This window comes from Pseudoflavonifractor sp. MCC625 (assembly GCF_018784545.1).
Lineage (GTDB): Bacteria > Bacillota > Clostridia > Oscillospirales > Oscillospiraceae > Pseudoflavonifractor_A > Pseudoflavonifractor_A gallinarum.
In genome coordinates, this window is the sequence record NZ_WQOJ01000032.1 from 150,155 (window position 1) to 174,488 (window position 24,334).

A 24,334-nucleotide genomic window follows, 5' to 3' on the forward strand; every position below is an offset into this window, starting at 1 on the left:
CTTTCTTATCGGTTGCGTTCCGCGGTAGGTCCTGTGGAATTTACTCGCTGCCCAGCTCCCGCTCCACATCGTTGAGGTTGATGGTCAGCATCCGGCTCACGCCCCGCTCCTGCATGGTCACACCGTAGAGCACATCGGCCTCTTCCATGGTGCCCCGGCGGTGGGTGATGACGATAAACTGGGTCTTGTTGGACACGCTGCGCAGATAGCGGGCAAAGCGGGTCACATTGGCGTCGTCCAGTGCCGCCTCGATCTCGTCCATGACGCAGAAGGGGGTGGGCCGGACCTTCAAAATGGCAAAATAGAGGGCGATGGCCACAAAGGCCTTCTCCCCGCCCGAAAGGAGGGAGAGTACCTTCAGCGCCTTGCCCGGCGGCTGGACCCGGATCTCGATGCCGCAGTTGAGGATGTCCGACGCGTCCTCCAGCTCCAGGGCCGCCTGACCGCCGCCGAAGAGCTCCCGGAAGGTGGTCTGAAAGGCCTCGTTGAGCAGGACGAACTGCTCCCCGAAGAGGCGCTTCATCTCGGCGGTGATGCCCGCGATGATCCCGGCCAGATCCGCCTTGGCCTTTTCCACGTCGTCCCGCTGCTCGGTCAGATAGGTGTACCGCTCATTTACCCGCTCGAACTCCTCGATGGCGTCCAGATTGATGTTACCAAGCCCCGCGATGCCTCGCTTGAGCTCGGCCACCCGGCGCTGGGCCTGGGCGGTGCTCTCCAGGGGCACCCGCTGCTGGAGGGCCGCCTGGTGGGTGAGCTCGTAGCTCTCCCAGAGCTTGTCCAAAAGGCCCTTTTCCTCCATAGCGTGGGCCTGTTTCTTCTGCTCCAGGCCCGCGGCCGTGCGCTCCAGCTGGAGGAGCTGGGCGTTTTTCTCCCGGCTGTCCCGGTCGGCCCGGTTGCGCCTGGCCTCCAGCTCCAGCTTCTCCTGGTTGAGCCGGAGGATATCGGCCTCGGCGGCCTCCTTCTCCTCCCGGATGGTCTGGAGGGCGGCCTCCTTCTCCCGGATCTCGGCCTCCATGGCCTCGTTCTGTCCGGCATATTCCCGCAGGCGCTCGGCCTGCTGCTCCCGGTCTCCGGCCAGCTCCTTCCGCAGGGCCTCCAGCTCCCGGAGGCTGCCCTCGGTGGTCTCCCGCTCGGCCTCCAGTCCGGCCAGGCGCCGGTGGAGGGCATCCATAGCCGTGCGGATCTCCTCCGCCCGCTGCCGGACGGCGGCCTGTCCCGCCTCTTTTCCGGCCGCCTCGGAGCGCAGCGCCTCGGCCGCGCCCTCCAGCGTCTCGATGCGGGAGCGGGCCTGGGCAGTGTCCGCCTCGGTCTGTTCCTGCCGCCGGAGCAGCTGGGCCAGTTCTTCCTTTCGCTCGTCCAAGCGGGCGTGCAGCTCGCCCAGGCGTTCTTTCTGGCGCTCCGCCCGCTCCTCCAGCTGGAGGATGCGGTCCTCATGCCGGCGCAGCTCCCCCCGGGCGCTCTCCAGTTCATAGCGCCCGGCGGTGGCCTCCCGCTCGGTCTCGGACTGCCGCGCCTTGGCCTCTTCCAGGGCGGCGGCGAGTTCCTGCTCCTGGGCGGAGAGCTGCTGCAGCTCGTTGGAGCGGCTCAGGATCCCCGCCGAACGGCTCACCGAGCCGCCCGTCATGGAGCCGCCTGGATTGAGCACCTGTCCGTCCAGGGTGACGATCTTAAAACGGTGGCCATAGGCACCAGCGATGGCCACGGCGGCGTCCAGATCCTCCGCGATCACCGTGCGCCCCAGCAGGTTGGCACAGATCTTTCCATAGGCCGCCTCGCACTCCACCAGGGCGTCCCCCATGCCCACAAAGCCGGGGGACTGCTCCACCCCGCTCTCCCGGAAGGGGATGGGACGGATGGTGTCCATGGGCAGGAAGGTGGCCCGGCCGCCCTCCCGGCGTTTCAGCCACTGGATGGCCGCCTTTCCGTGCTCCTCCCGCTCCACCACCAGGTGCTGCATGGCGCCGCCCAGGGCGGTCTCGATGGCCACGGCATAGGGGGCCGGCACCCGGATGAGGCTGGCTACCGGACCCCGTACGCCCTTCAGGCGGCCCCGCTCGGCCTCCCCCATCACCAGCTTGACCGCTCTGGAATAGCCCTCATAGGACCGCTCCAACTCGGTGAGCATGTGGATGCGGGAGCGGAGGGTGTGGTCCTCCAGCTCCAGCGCGCGCGCGCGCTCCCGGGCGGCGGCGGCCTTCTTCTCCCGGGCCTCCACCCGCAGCACATGGCCTTGGATGATGTTTTCCAGGGCGTCCCGGTCGGACCGGGCGCTCTTCAGGGCCGTATCGTTCTCCCCGGCCTCCTGTTCCAGATTGCCCAGGCTCTCCTCCTCCTCGGCGAGGGCCCGGCGCAGGGTGGATTCCCGGTCCAGCAGCTCCTGGGCAGCCGCCGCCAGGGCGGAGAGGAGGGCACGGGCCTCGGCGGCCGAGGCGCTGTCCAAGCGCTCCTGCTGCCGCAGGGCCTCCAGCTCCGCCGCCAGAGCGCCCGCCTGTCCGGCCGCCGCCCCGGCTTCTTTTTCTTTAGACGCCAATTCCCCGCGAATGGTTTCCCCGTCGCGCAAAATGGCGGTCAGACGCGCCCGGCGGGCCGCGATCTGGGCCGACAGGGCGTCGTCCCGCCCGGTCTGCTGCTCCAGCTCCCGCCGGATACGCCCCTCGTTTTCCTGATTGTGGGCGATCCCGCTGCGCAGGAGGGCGATGGCGCTCTCTAAGGTGTTGGCCTCGCTCTGTCCCTGCATGACGGCTGCCCGGCGCGCCTCGGCCTCCACCTCCCGGGTCCGCATCTCCCCGGCCAGGGCCTCGGCCTCGGCATAGAGCCGCTCCTGCTCCCGCTGCTCCTCCTCCTTCTGGCGGAGGGCCTGCTCGCAGGCGGCGTTGGTCTTGATGGCGGCGGTACGCACCCGGTCCAGCTGCTCCAGCCAGAGGGAGATCTCCAGCCCGCGCATCTCATCCCGCAGGAGCAGGAAGCGCCGGGCCTTCTCTGCCTGCTGGCGGAGGGGCCCCACCTGGAGCTCCAGCTCGTCGATCTTGTCCCGGATGCGCACCAGGTTCTCCTCGGTCCGCTCCAGACGGCGCTCGGCCTCCTCCTTCCGGTGGCGGAAGCGGGAGATGCCCGCGGCCTCCTCAAAGATCTCCCGGCGGTCGGCGCTCTTGACCGAGAGGATCTCGTCGATCTTGCCCTGGCCAATGATGGAGTAGCCCTCCCGCCCCAGTCCGGTGTCCATGAAGAGCTCGTTCACATCCCGGAGGCGGACAGTGCGGCGGTTGATGTAGTACTCGCTCTCTCCGGAGCGGTAGTAGCGGCGGGTCACCATGACCTCGTCCTCCGGCAGGGAAAGGGCGTGGTCCTGGTTATCCAGCACCAGGCTGACCTCGGCAAAGCCCACCTGGCGGCGCTTCTCGGTGCCGCCGAAGATCACGTCCTCCATCTTGCCGCCCCGGAGCGCCCGGGTGGACTGCTCCCCCATCACCCAGCGGATAGCGTCCGACAGATTGGATTTGCCCGAGCCGTTGGGGCCCACGATGGCGGTGATGTCCTCCCCAAAGGTCAGCACGGTCTTGTCCGGAAAGGACTTGAACCCCTGGATCTCGAGCGCTTTTAAGTACAAACCGGACACCTCTCAGTCGTCGACCGCCCCACAGGGCACAAAATCACATGGTAATAAAGTATTATATCAATTTCCCCCTGCCATTGCAAACGCTTTCCCACAAAAAACACGCCGCGGCAGCCCCTCCGCGGCGTGTTTTGGTTTATGGATGCTCCAGATGGCCGATGGCGGCCCGGGCGGCGTTCTGCTCCGCCTCTTTTTTGCTGTGGCCCTCGCCCTGGCCGATGGTGGCGCCGTTCAGGTCCACCTCCACCGTGAAGATCTTGGCGTGGTCGGGCCCGCTGGAGCCGGTCAGACGGTACTGCAGGACCTGGCCGCTCTCCCGCTGCACCAGCTCCTGCAGGGCGGTCTTGTAGTCCCGGTTGCGGGCCTTCTCGCTCTCCCGGTCCAGAATGTATTTCTGGATGATCTTGCGGGCCGAGCCGATGCCGCCGTCCAGGTAGACCGCGGCCAGCACGGCCTCCACCGCGTCGGCCTGGATGGAGGGACGGCGGCGGCCTCCGCCGGCGTTCTCTCCCTTGCCCAGGCGGAGATACTCCCCCAGCCCCCAGGCCTTGGCCACTTCCACCAGGCTCTCCTCGCACACCAGGGCGGCCCGGGTGCGGGTCAGGTCCCCCTCCGGCAGGTCGGGATGGGTGCGGAACAGATAGTCGGCGGTCACCATGCCCAGCACCGAGTCCCCCAGGAACTCCAGACGCTCATTGCTCTGGCAGCCCTTGAACCGGTTCTCGTTGGCATAGGAGCTGTGGGTGAGCGCGTTCTCTAAGAGGGAACGGTCGTGAAAGGTATATCCAAGGGTCTCTTCCAGATGGCGCATGGTGGTTCCTCCTCTTCTCCAGTTCCATACGATTCAAAACGCAAGCCCCGCCGTGGGCGGGGCTTGCAGGCAAACGATCAATCCAGCTTGGTCTGCAGGAAACGAACGAAGTCTCCCACAGTGGTCATGTCGGACAGGTTCTCATCGGCCAGGTCCTCCAGGTTGAAGGCCTCCTCCACCGCCATGGTCAGATCGACCACGTCCACGGAGTCGGCGCCCAGCTCCTCAAAGGAGGTGTCCATGGTGATGTTCTCGGCGTCCACGCCCAGCTGCTCGGACAGCAGCGCCACGATTTTCTCAAAAATCATATCTATCTTCTCCTATCATATCGTTCTGTATTCAGGAACGGTAATTGCACTAAAATAATAGGCAAGATAAGGCAAGCTGTCAATAGGATTTTTGATTTTTTCTCTCCCCGTGGGAAAATCGTGGAAAACCCACAATCAGCCCTCTTCCTTTTTCACCTGCACGGGGAGACGCATGTGCTCCACATTCTCGGTGATGTCCTCAATGATGCCCGAGGCGGCAAACTTGGCGGCCTGCCGGATGGCATTCTTGATGGCATAGTCGTCAGAGGAGCCGTGGGCCTTGATGACCGGCTTGGAGATGCCGATGAAGGCGGTGCCGCCCACCTCTCCGGCGTCCAGGATCTTCTTGAAGGAGCGGATGCCGCCCGAGACCAGAAGGGCCGCCAGCTTGGTGATCAGGTTCTTCTTGAACATGGCCTTGAGCTGCTTGGCCAGGAAGCCGCCGGTCCCCTCCATGGTCTTGAGGAAGATGTTGCCCGAGTAGCCGTCGGAGACAATCACGTCCACCGCGCCGTAGACCGCCTCCTTGCCCTCCACGTTGCCGGTGAAGTGGATACGGCCCTGCTCCCCGGCCTCCTGCAGGAGGGCGTAGGTCTTCTGCTGCAGCTCGGTGCCCTTGGAGGGCTCGGCCCCGATGTTCAGGAGGCCCACCCGCGGCTCCGGACGGCCCAGCACCCGCTCGGCATAGTAGGAGCCCATGAAGGCGAACTGGAGCAGGTATTCGGGGGTACACTCGGCGGTGGCGCCGCAGTCGATGAGGACGGCCCCGCCGTTTCCGGTGGGCACCACCGGGGCCATGGCCGCCCGGCGGATGCCCTTGATGCGCTTGACGATGAGGGTGGCCGCCGCCAGCAGTGCGCCGGTGCTGCCCGCCGAGACAAAGGCGTCGCCCTTGCCGTCCTTGAGCAGATTGAGCCCCACCGTGAGGGAGGAGTCCTTCTTCTCCCGGAAGGCGGTGGCCGGATTGTCACAGATCTCCACCACCTCGGAGGCATGGACGATCTCCATCCCTGCCGGGGGCTCCTTCATGCCCTCCTCGTTGAGGACCTGGAGGATCTCCTCCCCCCGGCCCACCAGGATGACCTCTACTCCCTGCTCCCGGATGGCAGCCAGTGCACCCTTTACGTTTGAGGCGGGCGCGTTGTCGCCGCCCATGGCGTCTACGATGATCTTCATGACTTTTCCCTCTTCTTTCCTGTGTTCTCATCCGGACCGGCCCTATGCCAACGGCCGCGGCTCGTCTGTCAGACCCAACAGGTAGTCGGCAGACACCTCAAAGGTCTTGCAGAGCTTATACAACCGCTCCATGGAGGTCCCGGCTTTTCCGTTGGCCATGTCGCTGACCTGCGCGGTAGAGACCCCCAGCGCCTGGGCCAGCTGGGCATAGGTCATGTTCCGCCGCTGAATGAGTTCTTTCAGCCGGGCCGAAAAGATGGCGCGCTCAAACATACTCTGCCCCCTTGACATATTAGATATAATCTAGTATCATCACATTAGATTATATCTAGTGAGGTGTCCCTCTATGGATCACTTACTCTTTGCCCTGTATGAACTCGCTGCCCGGCTGGACCGGGACGCCGGGGATCTCCCGGACTGCTATGCCCTCCGGGAGCGGCACCTGGGCCGGGTCCGGGAGGCGATGGGCGATCCCTTCTGCGAAAAGCTCCGGGACGCGGCCGACGAGTGCGCCCAGCTGGACGCTGAGGCGGCCTTTCTCCGGGGCCTGCGGCTGGGACTGGCCCTCCACCGGCTGTAAGGGTCGGTTACAGCTCCGCCGGGTCCAGCTTGTCCAGGATCTCCAGCGCCCGGCGGCTCAGCTCGGCGTTTTTATTTCTTTTACCCTTGACCTTGTAGCCCAGGGGCGGGATGATGCCGAAGTTCACGTTCATGGGCTGGAAGTCGCCCACCGTCTCGTTGCTGATGTAGAGGGCCAGCGCCCCCACCGCCGTCTCCTGGGGAAAGTCCACCGGGGGCTTGCCCTGAAGTCTGCGGGCCAGCTCCACCGCCGCCAGGAAGCCGGAGGCGGTGGACTCCACATATCCCTCCACGCCGGTGATCTGCCCGGCGAAGCACACCCGGGGCTCATGCTTGACCCGGTAATAGCGGTCCAGCATCCGGGGGGAATCCAGGTAGGTGTTCCGGTGCATCACGCCGTAGCGCACGAATTCCGCGCTGCGCAGGGCGGGGATCATGGAAAAGACCCGCCGCTGCTCGGGCCACTTCAGGTGGGTCTGGAAGCCCACCAGATTGTAGATGGAGCCCTCGGCATTGTCCTTGCGCAGCTGCACCACGGCGAAGGGCTCCTTCCCCGTCTTGGGGTCCTTGAGGCCCCGGGGCTTGAGGGGGCCGTAGCAGAGGGTCTGCTTCCCCCGTCGGGCCATGACCTCCACGGGCATACAGCCCTCAAAGACCTGTTTGTCCTCAAAGCCGTGGACTTCGGCCTCCTGGGCGGCGCACAGCTCGGTCCAGAAGGCGTCGTACTCCTCCTCGGTGAGGGGGCAGTTGATATAGTCCGGCGTGCCCTTGTCATAGCGGGAGGCAAACCACGCCGAGGTCATATCCACGCTCTCAAAGGTGACCAGGGGGGCCGCCGCGTCGTAGAAGTTGAGATAGCGGCTCTCGGGGAAAAAGGCCTTGATGCGCTCGCTCAGGGCCTCGGAGGTGAGGGGGCCGGAGGCCACGATCACATTCCCCTCGGCGGGGATCTCGGTGACCTCCCCCTCCACCACGGTGATGAGGGGGTGCTCCTTCACCGCCCGGGTGATGGCCCCGGAAAAGGCGTGGCGGTCCACCGCCAGGGCGCCGCCCGCCTCCACCCGGTGCTCGTCGGCACAGCGGAGGATGAGGGAGCCCAGACGGCGCAGCTCCTCCTTGAGCAGGCCCACCGCGTTCTCCAGCTGGTCGGAGCGCAGGGAGTTGGAGCACACCAGCTCTCCAAAGTCGTCCGAGTGGTGGGCGGGGGTCTTTTTCCGGGGCTTCATCTCATGCAGCTCCACCGGAATGCCCCGCTGGGCCAGCTGCCACGCGGCCTCACATCCGGCCAGGCCCGCGCCGATCACGATAACAGGTTCCATGTGTTCTCCTTACGCTTCCTCTGTCTTCTTGGCCGTCTTCTTCGCGGTGGTCTTTTTGGCCGGCTCCTTCTTGGCGGTGGTCTTCTTGGCCGCCGCTTTTTTGGTGGTCTCGGTCTTTTTGGCCGCGGTTTTCTTGGCCGCCGGCTTTTTCGCGGCGGTCTTTTTGACGGTCTTTTTCTCCTCCTCGGGCGGCACGCCCTCGGCGGGATTGGCGTTTTCCGGGGTCTTCTTCTTATAGCCCCGCTGATCCTCCGGCAGGAAGTTGGGGCACTCGGGATTGATGCAGAAGGGCTTCTTGAAGCCCCGGCCCGACTTCTTGAAGAGGGTGTGTCCGCACTCGGGACAGGTCTCCTTGACCGGCACGTCCCAGGTCATGAAGTCGCAGCGCTTGCTCTCATCCTTGTTGGTGTTGTTCTCACAGCCGTAGTAGGCATAGCCCCGCTTGGAGGTCTTTTTCAAGATCTTGCCGCCGCACTTGGGGCACTTGCCCGGCATCTCGATGACGATGGGCTGGGTGTGGGGGCACTCGGGCCAGCCGGGGCAGGCCAGGAAGCGGCCGAAGCGGCCGGACTTGAAGACCAGATTGCGCCCGCACAGGGGACAGATGACGTCGGACACCTCGTCGGGCACCTTGATGCGCTCGGTGTCCTGCTCGGCGGCCTGGAGCTCCCGCTCAAAATCCCCGTAGAAGCCGGAGAGGATGTCCTTCCAGTTCTCCTTCCCCTCTTCCACCTCGTCCAGCAGCTCCTCCATCCGGGCGGTGAAGGCGGTGTCCACGATGTCGGGGAACTTCTCCTTCATCAGGTCGTTGACCACCTCGCCCAGGGGGGTGGTGCGCAGGTTCTTCCCCTCTTTCACCACATACTCCCGGTCCAGGATGGTGGAGATGGTGGGGGCGTAAGTGGAGGGGCGGCCGATCCCCTTCTCCTCCAGGGCCTTGATGAGGGTGGCCTCGGTGTAGCGGCTGGGGGGCTGGGTGAAGTGCTGTCCCGGCTCGCTCTTGAGGAGCTTGAGGGCCTCCCCCTCCCGCAGGTCGGGCAGGGGGGACTGACGGAGGACCTCCTCGTCCTCGTCCTTGCCCTCCACATAGACGGCGGTATAGCCGGAGAACTTGAGGGCCGAGTGGTTCGCGCGGAAGCGGTAGCCGGCACTCTCCACCTCGATGGTGACGCTGTCATAGACGGCGGGGGCCATCTGGCAGGCCAAAAAGCGGCTCCAGATCAGCTTGTAGAGCCGGTACTGCTCGCTGGTCAGGTCCTTCTTGAGCTGCTCGGGGGTCAGGTTCACGTCGGAGGGACGGATGGCCTCGTGGGCGTCCTGGGCCCCGGACTTGGTCTTGAACACCCGGGGCTTTCCGGGGTAGTAGTCGGCCCCGTAGCGGCCCTGGATAAAGTTTTTGGCAGCCTCCGTGGCCTCGTCCGAAAGGCGCAGGGAGTCGGTACGCATATAGGTGATGAGACCGATGGTCCCCTCGCCCTCGATGTCCACGCCCTCGTAGAGCTGCTGGGCGATGGACATGGTGCGGCGGGGGGTCATGTTCAGCTTGCGGCTGGCCTCCTGCTGCAGGGTGGAGGTGGTGAAGGGGGGCGCGGGATTGCGCTGCTTATCCTGCCGCTTGACCCCCTGGACGGTGAAGGAGTCGGCCTGAACGGCGGAGACCACCGCCTGGACCTCCTCCTCGCTGTGCAGGTCCATCTTCTTCTCCCGGCCGTAGAAGGCGGCCCGGAACTGGCCCAGGTTGGGGGCGATGCGCTCCAGGTCCACATCCAGGGACCAGTACTCCTCGGGCACGAAGGCCTTGATCTCGGCCTCCCGCTCGGCCACCAGGCGGGTGGCCACCGACTGGACCCGTCCGGCGCTCAGGCCCCGGCGGATCTTCTTCCACAGCAGGGGGGAGATCTGGTAGCCCACGATGCGATCCAGCACTCTTCTGGCCTGCTGGGCGTCCACCAGATTCTGGTCGATGGCACGGGGGGCGGCGATGGCCTCGTTGACCACCTTCTTGGTGATCTCGTTAAAGGTGACCCGGTAGGTCTTGTCGTCGGGGATCCCCAGCAGCTCCTTGAGGTGCCAGGAGATGGCCTCGCCCTCCCGGTCCGGGTCGGTGGCCAGAAAGACTTTTTCGCTCTTCTTGGCCGTCTTCTGCAGGTCGTCGATGACCTCTTCCTTGCCCTTGATGGGCTGATAATCCAGCGTGAAGCCGTGTTCCACGTCCACGCCCAGCTTGCTCTTGGGAAGATCGCGCACATGTCCCATGGACGCCTTCACCTGATAGCCGGGACCCAGGTATTTTCCGATGGTCTTGGCCTTGGCGGGGGACTCCACGATCACAAGATTCGATTTCGCCACAATAGTACCTCCAATTGGGTCTCTCCGTCTCTGTTCCGGAGGCCCTTCTCTCGTCCGCGCCTGGGCGGACCAACTGCGCCCTCTGGTGGGCGTCAGAGCGGATCTGATCATCGGCAAACCACCGCGCTCCGGGTTTGGTTTGCCGATGTTCAGGTACGCCCTTGGGCGGGAGATCCCGCCGGTGCTCAGTCCTTCTCCCGCAGCAGGATCAGGGCTTCAAAGAAATTGCCCGGCCGCTGGGCCAGGATGCCCCGCATAGTCAGCATGGTGAGGCTGGCCAGCACCCCGCTGGCCGGGAGGCCGGTACGCTCCACCAGGTCGTCCGGCCGCAGCCGCTCCTCCCCCAGGGCCAGGAGGATGGCCTTCTCCTCCGCCGTAAACTCTCCGGTCTGCTCTTGAAAGGTACTATAAGCCCTTCCTTCCGAGTTGTCAACCGCCTTGGGGACCGGCTCCGGCCCTTTGGGGCGGGGAGGCTGGGGGATCTCCTGCGCTCCCCGCTCCTCTTTCTCCCGCTTTCGCGGTGGGCCGGGCCGCAGGCGGGCCGAATAGAGCCCCTCGTACTCCACCAGGATGTCAGCGGCCGACTGAATGAGCTTGGCCTCCCCCCGCTGGATGAGGAGATTGGTCCCCTGACTGCCGGGATTTCCCGCTAACCCCGGAAAGGCAAAGACGTCCCGGTTCTGGTCCAGCGCGGTGCGGGCGGTGATGAGGGTGCCGCTCTTCACGCTGGCCTCCACTGCCGCCACGCCCAGGCTCAGACCGCTGATGATGCGGTTGCGGATGGGGTAGTGCCACCCCTCGGTGGCGGTCCCCGGCGGATACTCGCTGATGAGGGTGCCCACCTGGGGCACCACCCGGTAGAGGTCCGCGCTGGAGGATGGATAGACCACGTCGATCCCGCCGCCCAGCACCGAGCACACGGTCCCTCCGGCCCGGATAGCACTGCGCAGGGCGGCGGCGTCCACTCCCTGGGCCACGCCTGAGACCACCACCGCGCCCCGGCGGGCCAGGTCCCGGCCCAGCTCCGCCGCCTTCTCGATCCCGTAGGGGCTGGCCCGGCGGGAGCCCACCACGCCGATGACCACCCGCTCGTCAAAGGGGAGGTTCTTCCCCTTCACGTAGAGAAGGGCGGGCGGCGCGTCGATCTGGCGCAGACGCTCCGGGTAGGCGGCGTCCTGTATGGTCAAAATCCGGATGTTCAGCCGGGCGCAGTCCTCCAGGATGCGCTCCGGCCAGTCCATCTCCTTGTGGCAGAGCTCCTCCCGGAGCTTAGAGGGCAGACCCAGCAGCTCATACTCCGCCCGGTCGGCCACATAGACCTGTTCGGCCCCGCCCAGACGCTCGGCCAGGGCGGCCGCCTCCCCCGGCCGGATGGAGGGCCGGGTGGTGAGCCACAGCCAATACTTCAGCACAGACATGGAATTTCTCCCTCTCTTTCTCTACCGGGATCTCACTCCGTCTATCCGTTCTTCCCTTTTGTTCAGTGGCCGCGGGCCATCTCCCAGAGCACCACGGTGGCAGCTGCCGCCGCGTTGAGGGACTCACACCGCTCCCGCATGGGGATGCGGATGGTCTTTTCACACCGGGCCAGGGCCTCCTGGGAGATGCCCCTGCCCTCGCTGCCGATGACCACGGCCGCCCGCTCCAGAGGCAGCTCCCGCACATCGGCCGTATCCTCCCGCAGGGCGGTGGCGTACAGGGGGATCTCCGCCGCCGCCAGCCGGGGACACAGGTGCTCCAGATCGGTCTCCCACACCGGGAGCCGGAAGCAGGCCCCCATGGTGGAGCGGACCGTCTTGGGCGAAAAGGGGTCGGCGCAGCGGGGCAGCAGGACCACTCCCGCAGCTCCCAGCGCATCGGCGGTGCGCCAGATGGTGCCCACGTTCCCCGGGTCCTGGAGTCCGTCCAGCACCAGATACCCGCCCGGCGCCATGGTCTCAGGCAGCGCCGTCTCCGGTCTGCGGCACACGGCCAGGACGCCCTGGGGGGTCTCCACGGTGGAGAGGCTCTCAAAGAGTCCCTCGGGCACCTCCACCAGGCGGATCCCCTGGGGCAGGTCCTCGGGGGGAGTCTTTCCCCGGGCGTAGACCAGGGTCTCCACCCCGGCGCTCCAGCGCAGGGCCTCCCCCACCAGTTTTTCGCCCTCGCAGAGGTACTGTCTCTGGCTCCGGCGGTACTTCCCCTCCGCCCCCAGCTTGCGGATGTGGACGGCCAGCGGATTCTGCCGGCTGGTAATCGATTCCATCTTCATCTTCCTTACAGGCTATGCAGCAGGTTGATATACTCGGTACGGCCCAGCACCACGATCCGTCCGCCCTGGACCAGCCGGTAGTCGCCGCCGGGGGCCACGTCCAGCACGCCCTCCGGGCCGCGCACCGCGATGACGTTGACATGGTGCTTGGCACGGATATCCAGCTCCCGGATGCTCTTGCCCATCCACACCTTGGGCACCGCCAGCTCCACGATGCTGAAGTCGTCGGAGAGCTCAATAAAGTTGAGCACGTTGGAGCTGGAGAGGCCCTGGGCCAGCTTCAGTCCCATCTCATGCTCAGGGAAGATCACCCGGTCGGCTCCGATCTTCTCCAGTACCTTCCGATGTACATGGCTCTGGGCCTTGCACACCACCTGCTTGACCCCCACTTCCTTCAGATTGAGGGTGATGAGGGCGCTGTTTCCCACGTCGTTGCCGGTGGCCACGATGGCGCAGTCATAGTTGCGCACGCCCAGCGCCCGCAGGACCGCCGCGTCTCTGGCGTCTCCGGTGACGGCGTGGGTCACCAGATCCACCACCTTCTGCACCTTCTCCGGGTCGGCGTCGATGGCCAGTACCTCATGGCCCAGCGTGCACAGCTCGGTGGCCACAGCGTTTCCAAATCGGCCCAGACCGATGACAACAAATGTTTTCATGCAATCCCCTTCTTTTTTATCCGATCATAATGTCCACATTGGGATACTGGATCTTGGCCAGTTTTTTACGCCGGGTCAGGAATGCGATGGAGAACGAAAGCACGCCCACACGGCCCAGATACATAAACAGGACAAGCACTGCCTGGGAAAAACGGGAGAGATGCGCGGTGATGCCGGTGGTCAGGCCCACCGTACCTAGTGCCGACGCCACTTCGAAGGCGCAGTCGATGTAGGGCAGGCTCTCCACCGAGGAGAGGATGATGGACCCGGTCAGAAATAGCGTGATCACCACCAGCGTCAGGGTCATGGCATTGATGACCCGCTGATAGGAGATGGCCCGGCCCCGCAGGGTCACCTGCTCCTTCCCCTTCAGCCCCGCCCGCAGAGCCAGCATGAGCACCGCCAGCGTCACAGTCTTGATACCGCCCGCGGTGGAGCCCGACGAACCGCCCACCAGCATGAGCACCACCGAAATGGCCTTGGTGTTGTCGTGGAGCCCGCCCTGTCCCAGCGCGTCAAAGCCGGCTGTACGCAGGGTGGTGGACTGGAAAAAGGCGTTGAGCAGTTTCTGCCACAGGGGCATGTTCCCCAGCGTGGCGGGATTGTGGTATTCCGCCAGCAGGGTAAAGACGGTGCCGAAGAGCAGCAGTCCCGCCGTCATCACCAGCACCAGCTTGCTGTACAGGGAGAGCTTGCGCCAGCACCGGCTGCGCACCACATCCTCCCAGACGAAAAATCCCAGGCCGCCGATGATGATGAGGGCGGCCGTGGTGAGCAGTATGACCGGGTGATGGTTCGCCCCGATCATACTGGAAAAGGGGCCGTACTCTCCGCCCATCAGATCAAAGCCCGCGTTGCAGAATGCGGAGATGGCGTGGAAGATGCCATGCCAGATCCCCCGGAGCAGTCCAAAGGTTGGAATGAAGCAGATGGAGAGGATCACCGCCCCCACCCCCTCGATCAGAAAGGTGCCCATGAGCGCATGGCGTACCATGCGCACCACACCATCCAGATCGTTGAGGTTGAAGGTGGACACCATGATGAGCCGCTCCGACAGGCCGATGCGGCGGTGGAGCGCAAAGGACACCATGGTGATGAGGGTCATAAAGCCAAGGCCCCCCAGCTGGATCATCATAATGATGATGATCTGCCCAAAGAGGCTCCACTGGACCCAGGTATCCACGGTAATGAGTCCGGTGACGCAGGTGGCTGAGGTGGCGGTAAACAGTGCGTCAAAAAAACCGACGCTCATCCCGCTGCGCGAGGCGATGGGAAGGGTCAGCAGCAGTGCGCCCAGCAGGATGATGCACCCAAAGGATGCTGCCACGATGCGCGTGGGATTCATCCCTCGTTTACTGAGCAGCAGATTGCGTGCGCGAATGGTAATACTCATAATATCTGATCGGCCTTTCTCTCCCGGTCCGGCACAGCCTGGACCGTACTGGCCTGTCCACACACACCGACAGGCCGCTTTGGTCGCGGTATGGGAGCATGTCCTGCTCCCATACCGACGAAAGGCCGCGCCCGGGACCAGGCACGGCCTCCAGAATCTCTGAATCAGTCCAGATGTTTCATGGTGGGAAGTACTCCTATGCGTATGTGATCGTCATTCGTTTCCATCCCCCGCCGTTTCAGAGACCGGATCATCGCGCCCTTAATAGAGCTTCGCGCCCGCCGGAATGTGCGGATCCACCATCAGGCAGTGGAGCTTCTCCACGCCCTCCTCATGATGGACCGCGGAGATGATCATGCCGCAGGAGTCGATCCCCATCATCTTCCGGGGCGGAAGGTTCGTGATGGCGATGAGGGTCTTGCCCAGCAGCTCCTCCGGCTCATAGGTGTCGTGGATGCCGCTCAGGATCACCCGGTCGGTGCCGGTGCCGTCGTCCAGAACGAACTTCAGCAGCTTCTTGCTCTTGGGCACAGCGGTGCAGTCCTTGACCTTGACGGCCCGGAAGTCGGACTTGGCAAAGGTCTCAAAGTCCACGAAATCCTGGAAGAGGGGCTCGATCTCCACCTTGGAGAAATCGATCTTCTCGTCGGTGACCACCACCGGCTCGGCCCGCTTCTCGGCCTTGGCGGAGGTGTCCTTCTTATCCAGGGGCTTCATGGTGGGGAAGAGGATGACGTCCCGGATAGAATCGCTGTTGGTCAGCAGCATCACGCAGCGGTCGATGCCGATGCCCAGGCCGCCCGTGGGGGGCAGACCGTACTCCAGGGCGGTGATATAGTCTTCATCCATCATGCCGGCCTCATCGTCGCCCTTGGCGCGCAGCTCGACCTGCTTCTGGAAGCGGCCGCGCTGGTCAATGGGATCGTTGAGCTCGGAGAAGGCGTTGCCCATCTCACTGTGGCAGATGAACAGCTCAAAGCGCTCGGTGAGGCGGGGGTCCTTGGGGGAGCGCTTGGCCAGGGGGGAGACGTCCACGGGATGCATGGTGATAAAGGTGGGCTGGATCAGCTTCTCCTCCACCTTCTGGTCAAAGCACTCGTAGAGGGCGTTGCCCCAGGTGGGATCGGCCGTCTCGGGCAGCTCCACACCGATGGACTTGGCCATGGCCACCGCCTCGGCGTCGTCGGAGACCGCCATAAAGTCAAGGCCCGTGTACTTCTTGACCGCCTCGGCCATGGTCAGGCGGGGCCAGCCGGGCGCCAGGCAGATCTTCTCTCCCTGCCACTCCACATCGTAGGTGCCCAGGATCTTGTCCGCGGCAGAGGAGAGCAGGTCCTCAAAGAGGTCCATCATATCGTTGAAGTCGGCATAGGCCTCATAGAGCTCCACCGTGGTGAACTCGGGGTTGTGCTTGGGGTCCATGCCCTCGTTGCGGAAGATGCGGCCGATCTCATACACCCGCTCCATGCCGCCCACCACCAGGCGCTTGAGGGGCAGCTCGGTGGCGATGCGCATGTACATGTCGATGTCCAGGGTGTTGTGATGGGTGATGAAGGGACGGGCCGTGGCGCCGCCGGAGATGGTGTTGAGCACGGGGGTCTCCACTTCCATATAGCCCCGGTTGTCCAGGAAGCTGCGCACATGCTGAATGAACTTGGAGCGGATGACAAAGGCCCGGCGCACCTCGGGATTCATGATGAGGTCCACATAGCGCTGACGGTACCGGGTCTCCCGGTCGGTCAGACCGTGGAACTTCTCCGGCAGGGGCAGCAGGGACTTGGAGAGCAGGGTGACCGAGTGGGCCTTCACGGAGATCTCGCCCCGCTTGGTGCGGAACACTTCGCCCTCCACGCCCACGATGTCGCCGATATCCACCTTCTTGAACTTGGCAAAGGCCTCCTCGCCCAGCTCGTCGATGCGGACATAGATCTGGATGCGGCCCTGTCCGTCCTGCAGGTCGCAGAACACGGCCTTGCCCATGCCGCGCTTGGACATGAGACGTCCGGCGATGGCCTTGATCTGGCCCTCCATCGCCTCAAAATTCTCCCGGATCTCGGTGCTGTGGGCAGTTACCGGAAAGCGGGTCTGCTGGAAGGGATCCTCGCCGGCGTCCTGGAGCTCCTTGAGCTTGGCGCGCCGAATCTGAAGCAGCTCAGACAGAGAGGGCTCCTCCTGCTGGGGATTCTTCTTCTCTTCACTCATGCGTCTGTTCTTCCTCTCTTTTATGCCTTCTGAATGTTCAGGATCTTATAGTACAGGGTGCCGGCGGGGGCCTCCACCTCCACCTCGTCGCCCACGGCCTTGCCCAGCAGCGCCTTGCCGAAGGGGGAGTCCTCGGAGATCAGGCCGTTCATGGGGTCGGCCTCCTGAGAGCCCACCACCTCATACTGGACCTCTTCCTCAAACTCCTTGTCCAGCACCGTGATGCGGCTGCCCAGCCGGACCATGGTGGTGTCGTCGCTGTGCTCGTCCTCAATGACGATGCAGTTGGCCAGGATGTTCTCCACCTCCGCAATGCGGGAGTAGAGCTTGCCCTGCTCGTTTTTCGCCTCGTCGTACTCGCTGTTCTCGGACAGGTCGCCGAAGGAGCGGGCCTCCTTGATCTGATCGGCCACTTCCTTCTCACGCACCGTCTTGAGATAATTGAGCTCCTCTTTCAGCTTTTCAAAGCGCTCGGGGCTCAGCTTATATTCTTTTGCCATTGCCGTGCACACCTTTCTTTTCGCCGGAAATATGAGAAATGAGCCGTCTCCGGCTCGCAATCCTCCAGACTATCATTTTGTGTTTATACATTATATGTAGTTTGTCCGGTCCTGTCAAGTCATTTGCGCCGCCGCACTGGAAGATATTTCTATGTCCTCCAGCGCAAGCCGCCCCTCTTCCCAGAGCAGCGCCGCAAAGGCGTGTACCTCCACTTCATCCGGTACCGGACGCATGGGATGGAGTTCCAGTCCGCCCAGGGAGAGCCCGGGGGCGCACAGCACCAGATCCTCCGGTCCGGTCTCCCCCTCCGGCGGCGTGAACCAGAGGCGCACCTGGGCGCCCCTTCCGTTCTCCAGCACCGGGATGCCGTACTCCCGCTCCAGCCACTGGGCCAGCTCCCGTCCCTCCTCGCCCGCCCGGATCACCAGGCGGCGGACCCGGGGGACCAGGGTGCAGGCCGCGTCAAAGAGGCTCCGGTCCACCCGGCTGCCCAGAAGGGTCACTGTGGCCCCGGTCTCCGGGACCCCGTGCTCCGCCAGGTAGGTCCCCGCCAGCCGGGCGGCCAGGGCCTGGCAGAGCCCGCCGGGGTCCACTGCCTGCAAGCCGCTCTCGTGCAAAAGGTCCCAGAGCGGGAAGCCCGGCGGCGTGAGGCAGCGGCGGCAGCCCGCTTTCCGCAGGAGCTGCGCGCCCCGCTTCACCCGCCGGTTCCGGGCCGCGGGGGAGAGCGCGGCGGGCGCAGGAATACCGGCACGGCATACCCGCAGTCCTTCCAGGCGCACCTCTTCCACCGTGCTTCTCCAGCCCCGCCGCTCTTCCAGGACCATCCAACCGATCATACCCTCACCTCAGAGGGAGGGTATGCAGCAGAATCTCATCTTATGCCGCGATCCCCAACAGCTCCAGAGCCGCCTGGAACTGCTCGTCTTCCGCCAGAGGCAGCACCCCGGCCGTGAACTCGGCCTGATCCTCCTCGGAAAGGGCAATCTCCCGGTCCAGGTGCAGTCCGGTTCCGATGAGGCTCACACCGTTGCCGGTAAAATACTCAGCGGTGGAGATCCCCAGAGCGCCCCCGTTGAGCAGGGGAAAGAGCTGCTGGGAGTATCCCTTTCCGCTGGTGGGGGTCCCAATCACCACGGCCGCCCCCTCCTCCTGGAGCTCGGCGGCAAAGATCTCCGCCGCGCTGTATGTATTCTCATTGACCAGCACCGCCATGGGGAGGTCCACACATGCCGCGTCCGATTCATAGATCTTTTCCGCGCCGGTGTGGCTGCGAGTCTGGAAGATGGGGCCCTCCGGCAGCAGGAAATCCAGCATGGGAATGAGCTCATCCAGATAGCCGCCTCCGTTGTCCCGCATATCAAAGACCAGCGCGGTGGCCCCCTGGCTCTGAAGGTCGGTGACGGCCTCCTTCACCCGGTCGGCGCTTCCCGCAAAGAAGTTGGAGAGCTTGACATAGCCCACGCCGTTCTCCAGGTACTCGTAGGAGACCGGGTCGGTCTGGATGCTCTTGCGCACCAGCTCCACCTCCCGACGGTTCCCATCTAAGCCCTGGACGGTGAGACGGACGGTGCTCCCCTCTTCTCCCGCGATGCGGTCGGGGGCCTCATACCGCGCCTCTCCGGCAATATCCTCGCCGTCCACCGCGGTGATGATCTCGCCCTCGACCAGCCCCGCCTCCTCGGCCGAGCCGCCCGGCACCACGGCGCGGATGGTCAGTCCCGCTTCGCTGGTGTAGTCCACGGTGACGCCGATGCCCACATAGACATTGGCCCGGCGCTCCTGCTCGGCCTGGTATGCCTCCTCGTCCAGATAATAGGACCAGCGGTCTCCCAGGCCCTCGATCATGCCGGACAGGGCCTGATCGGTCACCTCCTCCGTCTTCTCCCCCACGAACTGGGTCTTGACCAGCGTGATCCCCTGGAGCAGGGAGAGTCCATCCCGTCCCAGCACCAGCCATGCCGCGCATCCCAGCACGATCAGCGTCACCACCAGCGTGGCGGCAGCCGTACCGATGAGAGCGCCCACGCCAAAGCGTTTTTTCTGCTTTCTTTTTTCTTCCATAGCGGACCTCCTTGCCGGATGAAACAGAGGGGAGCGCGGATCCCGCGCTCCCCTCCTTCGTGCTCTATTCTATGACAGCTTACCAGTTATATGCGCGTACAAACGAGTTATACAGTCCCGGGAAGCACTTCTCCGGGTCGGTCCGGGTGTAGTTGACCCGGATCTCCAGATGCAGATGGTTTCCGGTGGAGGAACCCGTGGTTCCCACATAGCCGATGACCTGTCCCTGGCTCACCATCTGTCCCTCGGACACCGCCCGGCTGCTCATGTGGGCATAGAGAGTGGAGTTGCCGTTGCCGTGGTCGATGACCACATAGTTTCCGTAGGAACTGTGATAGGCCGACGTGACCACCTGTCCGCCCTTGCAGGCCTTGATGGCCGTGCCGCCGGGCGCCGGGATGTCAATGCCCGTGTGGCTCTGGGGCCGGTTGGTGATGGGATGGATCCGGTAGCCAAAGGCAGAAGTGAGCTTATAGTAGCCGGGCAGGGGCCACAGATAGTCGCCGCCCGGGTCCAGAACGATGTTGTTCTGCTTGCGCTCTTCCTCCAGCTTCTTCTGCTTTTCCACGATCTCCTGCTGGATCTCAGCGGCCGCCGCGCTCTCAGCCTCCAGCTGACGGTTGACCTCAGCGGCGTCGGCGTTGATCTGATCCAGCAGTGCCTGGGCCTCGGCCACCTTCTGCTTCTGCTCGGCCTTTTTGGCCTCCTGCTCCGCTTTCTTGGCCTCCTGCTCGGCGCGTGCCGTCTCCAGATCGGCCTTGAGGGTCTCGATCTGCTTACGGGTGGCCACCAGCTCGTCCATGACGGCCTGGTCATAGCTCATGATCTCATCGACCATGTTGATCCGGTCCAGCAGATCGGTAAAGTCCTCCGCCTGGAAGATGATGGACCAGTAGGAGACATTTCCGCCCTCCTCCATGGCCCGCACCCGCTGGCAGAAGAGCTCGTACTGGGCCTCTTCCCGGGCCACAGCCTCCACCCGCTCGGCTTCCTTCTGGGCGATCTCGCCGTCATAATAGGTGATCTGGTTCTGGATGTTGGTCAGCTCCGTGTTGATGGCCTCCAGCTGCTGCTGAAGGATGTTCCGCTTGGCCTGGGCATCCGCCTGATCGTTCTTAAGGTCGTTCAGCTCCTGCTTGAGCTCCTCCTGGCGGTCTTTGGAGGCCTGCTGCTCCTGCTTGAGCTTGTCGATCTCCGACTGGCTCACTGCGCCGGCCGTGCCGCTGACGATCATGCTGACCATGGGCAGAATCATCAGCGCCGCCATCAGCAGCGCAAGCCCTGCCACCACCACGCGGTGAACGCCCCACTTCTCCTTTTCCGGTTTCTTTCTTGTCTGCTTCGCCATAGACATATTACTCCTTGTATTAAACCTGAAGGAACTTACGGATCGCCATCAAGCTTCCTCCCACACCGATCACAAAACCGGTGCCCAGGAAGACGCCCAGCACCATCATGGCCATCTGCTCAAAGGGCAGAATGGTGATGAGCTGCATGGTGTCCGACGCATTGATGGCCTTTCCGATGAGGGTATACACGCCCCACTGGATGAGGTAGGCCAGCAGCGCGCCCACCAGTCCCAGGATCAATCCCTCAAACACAAAGGGCCAGCGCACAAATCCGTTGGTGGCGCCGCACATCTTCATGATGGCGATCTCCTCCCGGCGGTTGAAGGTGGCCAGCTTGATGGTGTTGGTGATGATGAAGAGAGAGACCAGCAGCAAAATGGCCACCAGGATCACCGCCACGCCGCTTGCCACGTTGCGCACCACGGTGAAGCCCTCCGCAACCTCATAGGCCGCGCTGGTCTCCGCCACGCCGGTAATCCCCTTCACCTGCTCCACCGTCTGTCGAAGCTGGTTGAGATCGTTCACATGGATCCGGAAGCGGTCCCGCAGCACCGTATCGGGCAGGCTCTCAAAGAGTTCGGTCTCCTCCTGCTTGGCGGCAAATTCCTCTTTGGCCTGCCCCCGGCTCATAAATTCTGCCGACGCCACATTGGGTATCGCCAGAATCTGTTCCTCCAGGGCACGGGCCTGTTCCTCGGTGTAGGTCTCGTCGATGTAGGCCAGAAACTCATTCTGTTTCTCGAAGTCCCCCAGCATATTGTCCAGGTTGACCGCCACCAGAGAGAAGGAACCCATGATCAGCAGACAGCAGATGATCATACACACCGCCGCAAAGGACATCAGTCCATGGGTAAAGATGCTCTGAAAGCCCTCTACAAAAAAGTAACCAATATTAAATCGTCTCATTGTCGTAATACCCGCCCATTCCGTCGCTGATGATCCGTCCGTTTTCGATGGCGATCACCCGCTTGGCAAAGCGGTTGACCAGCTCCTTCTCATGGGTGACCACCAGCACGGTGGTGCCAAGCTCATTGATCTTCTCCAGCAGCATCATGATCTCCAGTGAGCGCTGGGGGTCCAGGTTTCCCGTGGGCTCGTCCGCGATGATCATGCTGGGATTGTTGACCAGTGCCCGGGCGATGGCCACGCGCTGCTGTTCGCCGCCCGAGAGCTCATCCGGCCGCCGGTCGGCTTTGGTGTCCAGTCCCACCAGCTCCAGCACGTAGGCGATGCGCTTCTTGATCTCCCGGGGGGAGGCGCCCACGGCCCGCATGGCAAAGACCAGATTGTCGTAGATGCTCTTCTTCTCGATCAGGCGGAAGTCCTGAAAGATGACACCCAGAGTCCGGCGCATATAGGGCACCTGTCTGGGCCGGATGGTGTTCAGGTTATAGCCGTTGACCATGAGACGTCCATCGGTGGGGGCCACCTCCGCCGTGATCAGCTTGATGATGGTGGACTTTCCCGAACCGGAGGGCCCGACCAGAAAGACAAATTCCCCGTCGTCAATGCGCATGGAAATGCCCTTCAATGCCTTGGTCCCATTGTCATAGGCCTTATAGATATCGATAAAACGAATCATAACTACCTCTTTTATGTAAAGGAACTGTATAAGAAGAATGCAGAATACAGAGTGCTCCTGTGTTTCTGTATTCTGCATCGTTCCATATCCGGCTCTGCCGGTATTGCCGCGGATCCCGGGCGCTGTCACGCCGCAGCGGTCCGCAGACTTCTCATGCTCAGTTGTCGATGCCGCGGGAGATGAGGTACTTCTTGACCATCAGGGCCACCTTGAAGGTGATGGCGTCGTCGAACTCCCGCAGGTCCAGACCGGTGAGCTTCTTGATCTTCTCCAGGCGGTAGACCAGGGTATTCCGGTGGACGAAGAGCTTCCGGGCGGTCTCGGACACGTTCAGGTTGTTCTCAAAGAACTTGTTGATGGTAAAGAGGGTCTCCTGATCCAGCGCGTCAATGGGATTCTTCTTAAAGACCTCCTGCAGGAACATCTCACACAGGGTGGTGGGCAGCTGATAAATCAGGCGGCCGATACCCAGGTTCTCGTAGTTGATGATGGACTTCTCAGTGTCAAAGACCTTGCCCACCTCGATGGCCACCTGGGCCTCCTTGTAGGCGCGGGCCAGATCCCGGATGTGCCCCACGATGGTGCCGATACCGATGACCACCTTGATGTTGAGCTCCTCGGTGATGGCCTCTTCCACCTGCTTGGCGATCTTGTAGAGGTCCTTGCCCTCGGTCCCCTCGTTGAGCTGCTTGATGAGGGCCACGTCGGTCTCGCTGATGGAGAGCACAAAGTCGGTCTGCTTGTCGGGGAAGAGATTCTGCACCACGTCGATGGCGGCCACATCATTGCTCTCCACCTGACGGATCAGGAACACGGCCCGGGGCAGCTCGGAGACAAAATGAAGCTCCTTGGCCCGGACATAGATATCGCCCAGAAGAATGTTGTCCGAAATAATATTCTTGATAAAAGTCGCCTTGTCGTGCTTTTCCTCATAATAGGTCTTGGCGCCATTGAGGGCCACCACCGCCATGGAGCACACCAGCTTTGCCTCGGCGTCATCTCCACGGACAAAGGCGGCATAGTCAAACTGGGAGCCCCAGCCGGTCAGGGTCTTGAAGGTGCGGCCCTCATAGGCCACGGCGTTGCCCTCACCACTGTTGACCGCCTCTACCACACCAGGCCAACGCTCGCCAATGCAGGTAAGCTCGTTGCAGGCGACCACCGTTCCCTCGGAGTCGATCACGCCGATGGCCCGGTCCGTGCTGTCCTTCATTTGGAGAACGACGCTTTGAAAAATCCTGCTAGACATTTACAATGCCCCCCTAAACTTTGTACTTGCGTTGGGAACCCTTCTCAAAAATTCACACGCATTTCTACCATTTCACTCATATGGAACTATTATAGCGGCTTTTTTTTCTCTTTTCAATAGGTTGTGTAAAGTTTTTTGTGGAAAATGCCGAACTACAGCGTTTCCTTTCTGCCCGCGCGGGGCCCATGCTCCCGCAGTGCCTGTACTTCCTCCGCTGACAGAGGGCGCCATTGTCCCTTCTCCAGCGACGGGTCCAGCATCAGAGGCCCCATGGTCAGGCGCTTGAGATAGACCACCGGCTTCCCCCGATCCTCCAGCATTCGCTTGATCTGGTGGTACTTTCCCTCCCGCAGGGTGACGATCCCCTCATCCGGGCGCTCCAGGCGCTCCAGACCGGCGGGCAGGCATTCCAGTCCATCCTCCAGCTTCATCCCGGCGGCAAAGGCTGCGCAATCCTCCTGGTTCAGCGCCCCGTCAACCCGCACAAAGTAGGTCTTGTCCACATGCTTGCGCGGGGAGAGCAAATCGTGGGCCAGCGCCCCGTCATTGGTCAGCAGCAGCAGTCCCTCCGTATCCCGGTCCAGCCGCCCGGCCGGAAAGAGCCCGATCCGCTTCAGGTGGGGCGGCAGCAGATCCAGCACGGTCTTCTGCCGTGGGTCCTCGGTGGCAGAGACCACCCCTCCCGGCTTGTGCAGCATGAGATAGGTATACTTCTCCCCGGAGACCGGGAGGCCGTCCACCTCCAGCACCAGCCCCTCCCGGTCGTATTTTTCCTCCGCAGAGCACGCCTTGCTTCCATTCACCGTCACCCGGCCGGCGCGCACCAGCTCTTTGACCTCCCGCCGGGACCAGCGTCCCGTGCCAGAGAGGATCTTATCCAGTCGTTCCATGTTCCTTGCTCCGTTTCTTCCATCGCCTTCCGGCGCGAGATC

General features: G+C 63.2%; 21 protein-coding genes. 1 reads left to right on the forward strand and 20 read right to left on the reverse strand.

Going from position 1 to position 24,334, the window contains the following annotated elements; translation table 11 throughout:
• Positions 1-40: 40 nt before the first annotated feature.
• The 5 genes from smc to GPK94_RS11490 all read right to left on the reverse strand — a co-directional run bounded on the left by smc (position 41) and on the right by GPK94_RS11490 (position 6,184).
• Positions 41-3,619: a chromosome segregation protein SMC gene (gene smc, locus GPK94_RS11470; protein ID WP_215655860.1), complete on the reverse strand. Its 3,579-nt coding sequence runs from the start codon at positions 3,617-3,619 to the stop codon at positions 41-43.
• 133 nt (positions 3,620-3,752) lie between these two features.
• Complete coding sequence (gene rnc / locus GPK94_RS11475) at positions 3,753-4,427, reverse strand: ribonuclease III (protein WP_101693738.1); 675 nt, start codon at positions 4,425-4,427, stop codon at positions 3,753-3,755.
• A gap of 77 nt (positions 4,428-4,504) precedes the next feature.
• On the reverse strand, positions 4,505-4,735 hold the full coding sequence (locus GPK94_RS11480; RefSeq protein WP_101693739.1) for an acyl carrier protein: 231 nt from the start codon (positions 4,733-4,735) through the stop codon (positions 4,505-4,507).
• Between the two features lie 135 nt (positions 4,736-4,870).
• Positions 4,871-5,911: a phosphate acyltransferase PlsX gene (gene plsX, locus GPK94_RS11485; RefSeq protein WP_193536227.1), complete on the reverse strand. Its 1,041-nt coding sequence runs from the start codon at positions 5,909-5,911 to the stop codon at positions 4,871-4,873.
• A gap of 42 nt (positions 5,912-5,953) precedes the next feature.
• A complete protein-coding gene (locus tag GPK94_RS11490; RefSeq protein WP_215655861.1) occupies positions 5,954-6,184 on the reverse strand; it encodes a helix-turn-helix transcriptional regulator in 231 nt (76 codons plus the stop codon).
• Between the two features lie 73 nt (positions 6,185-6,257).
• Between GPK94_RS11490 and GPK94_RS11495 the strand changes: the two genes are divergently transcribed.
• Positions 6,258-6,491 (forward strand): hypothetical protein, encoded by a 234-nt coding sequence (locus GPK94_RS11495; RefSeq protein ID WP_215655862.1) that lies wholly within the window; start codon positions 6,258-6,260, stop codon positions 6,489-6,491.
• Positions 6,492-6,498: 7 nt separating this feature from the next.
• On the opposite strand, the gene trmFO is transcribed toward GPK94_RS11495, so the two are convergent.
• The 15 genes from trmFO to GPK94_RS11570 all read right to left on the reverse strand — a co-directional run bounded on the left by trmFO (position 6,499) and on the right by GPK94_RS11570 (position 24,292).
• A complete protein-coding gene (gene trmFO / locus GPK94_RS11500; protein ID WP_101693744.1) occupies positions 6,499-7,809 on the reverse strand; it encodes a methylenetetrahydrofolate--tRNA-(uracil(54)-C(5))-methyltransferase (FADH(2)-oxidizing) TrmFO in 1,311 nt (436 codons plus the stop codon).
• 9 nt (positions 7,810-7,818) lie between these two features.
• Positions 7,819-10,158: a type I DNA topoisomerase gene (topA, locus tag GPK94_RS11505; RefSeq protein ID WP_215655863.1), complete on the reverse strand. Its 2,340-nt coding sequence runs from the start codon at positions 10,156-10,158 to the stop codon at positions 7,819-7,821.
• Between the two features lie 185 nt (positions 10,159-10,343).
• Positions 10,344-11,576, reverse strand: a complete 1,233-nt coding sequence (gene dprA / locus GPK94_RS11510; RefSeq protein WP_215655864.1) for a DNA-processing protein DprA — start codon at positions 11,574-11,576, stop codon at positions 10,344-10,346.
• 62 nt (positions 11,577-11,638) lie between these two features.
• Entirely contained in the window at positions 11,639-12,403 is a 765-nt protein-coding gene (locus GPK94_RS11515) for an RNA methyltransferase (protein WP_215655865.1), read from the reverse strand.
• A gap of 11 nt (positions 12,404-12,414) precedes the next feature.
• Positions 12,415-13,065: a TrkA family potassium uptake protein gene (locus GPK94_RS11520; RefSeq protein WP_101693748.1), complete on the reverse strand. Its 651-nt coding sequence runs from the start codon at positions 13,063-13,065 to the stop codon at positions 12,415-12,417.
• 16 nt (positions 13,066-13,081) lie between these two features.
• The gene (locus GPK94_RS11525; protein ID WP_252192603.1) at positions 13,082-14,458 is read right to left on the reverse strand and encodes a potassium transporter TrkG; all 1,377 of its coding nucleotides are present in this window, start codon (positions 14,456-14,458) and stop codon (positions 13,082-13,084) included.
• Positions 14,459-14,719: 261 nt separating this feature from the next.
• Complete coding sequence (gene lysS / locus GPK94_RS11530; RefSeq protein WP_186962916.1) at positions 14,720-16,660, reverse strand: lysine--tRNA ligase; 1,941 nt, start codon at positions 16,658-16,660, stop codon at positions 14,720-14,722.
• Positions 16,661-16,680: 20 nt separating this feature from the next.
• Positions 16,681-17,160, reverse strand: a complete 480-nt coding sequence (greA, locus tag GPK94_RS11535; RefSeq protein WP_101693853.1) for a transcription elongation factor GreA — start codon at positions 17,158-17,160, stop codon at positions 16,681-16,683.
• A 114-nt stretch (positions 17,161-17,274) separates the two neighbouring features.
• Positions 17,275-17,997, reverse strand: a complete 723-nt coding sequence (locus GPK94_RS11540; protein WP_215655866.1) for a hypothetical protein — start codon at positions 17,995-17,997, stop codon at positions 17,275-17,277.
• A 40-nt stretch (positions 17,998-18,037) separates the two neighbouring features.
• Positions 18,038-19,222, reverse strand: a complete 1,185-nt coding sequence (locus GPK94_RS11545; RefSeq protein WP_215655867.1) for a S41 family peptidase — start codon at positions 19,220-19,222, stop codon at positions 18,038-18,040.
• Between the two features lie 79 nt (positions 19,223-19,301).
• Positions 19,302-20,570 (reverse strand): peptidoglycan DD-metalloendopeptidase family protein, encoded by a 1,269-nt coding sequence (locus tag GPK94_RS11550; RefSeq protein WP_252192604.1) that lies wholly within the window; start codon positions 20,568-20,570, stop codon positions 19,302-19,304.
• A 19-nt stretch (positions 20,571-20,589) separates the two neighbouring features.
• Positions 20,590-21,477 (reverse strand): permease-like cell division protein FtsX, encoded by an 888-nt coding sequence (ftsX, locus tag GPK94_RS11555; protein WP_101693858.1) that lies wholly within the window; start codon positions 21,475-21,477, stop codon positions 20,590-20,592.
• Positions 21,464-22,153, reverse strand: coding sequence for a cell division ATP-binding protein FtsE (gene ftsE, locus GPK94_RS11560; RefSeq protein WP_101693859.1), 690 nt, complete (start codon positions 22,151-22,153; stop codon positions 21,464-21,466). Before ftsE ends, ftsX begins: the two co-directional genes overlap by 14 nt.
• Positions 22,154-22,310: 157 nt before the next feature.
• On the reverse strand, positions 22,311-23,402 hold the full coding sequence (locus GPK94_RS11565) for a helix-turn-helix domain-containing protein (RefSeq protein WP_101693860.1): 1,092 nt from the start codon (positions 23,400-23,402) through the stop codon (positions 22,311-22,313).
• Positions 23,403-23,554: 152 nt separating this feature from the next.
• On the reverse strand, positions 23,555-24,292 hold the full coding sequence (locus GPK94_RS11570; RefSeq protein ID WP_215655869.1) for a pseudouridine synthase: 738 nt from the start codon (positions 24,290-24,292) through the stop codon (positions 23,555-23,557).
• Positions 24,293-24,334 lie beyond the last annotated feature (42 nt).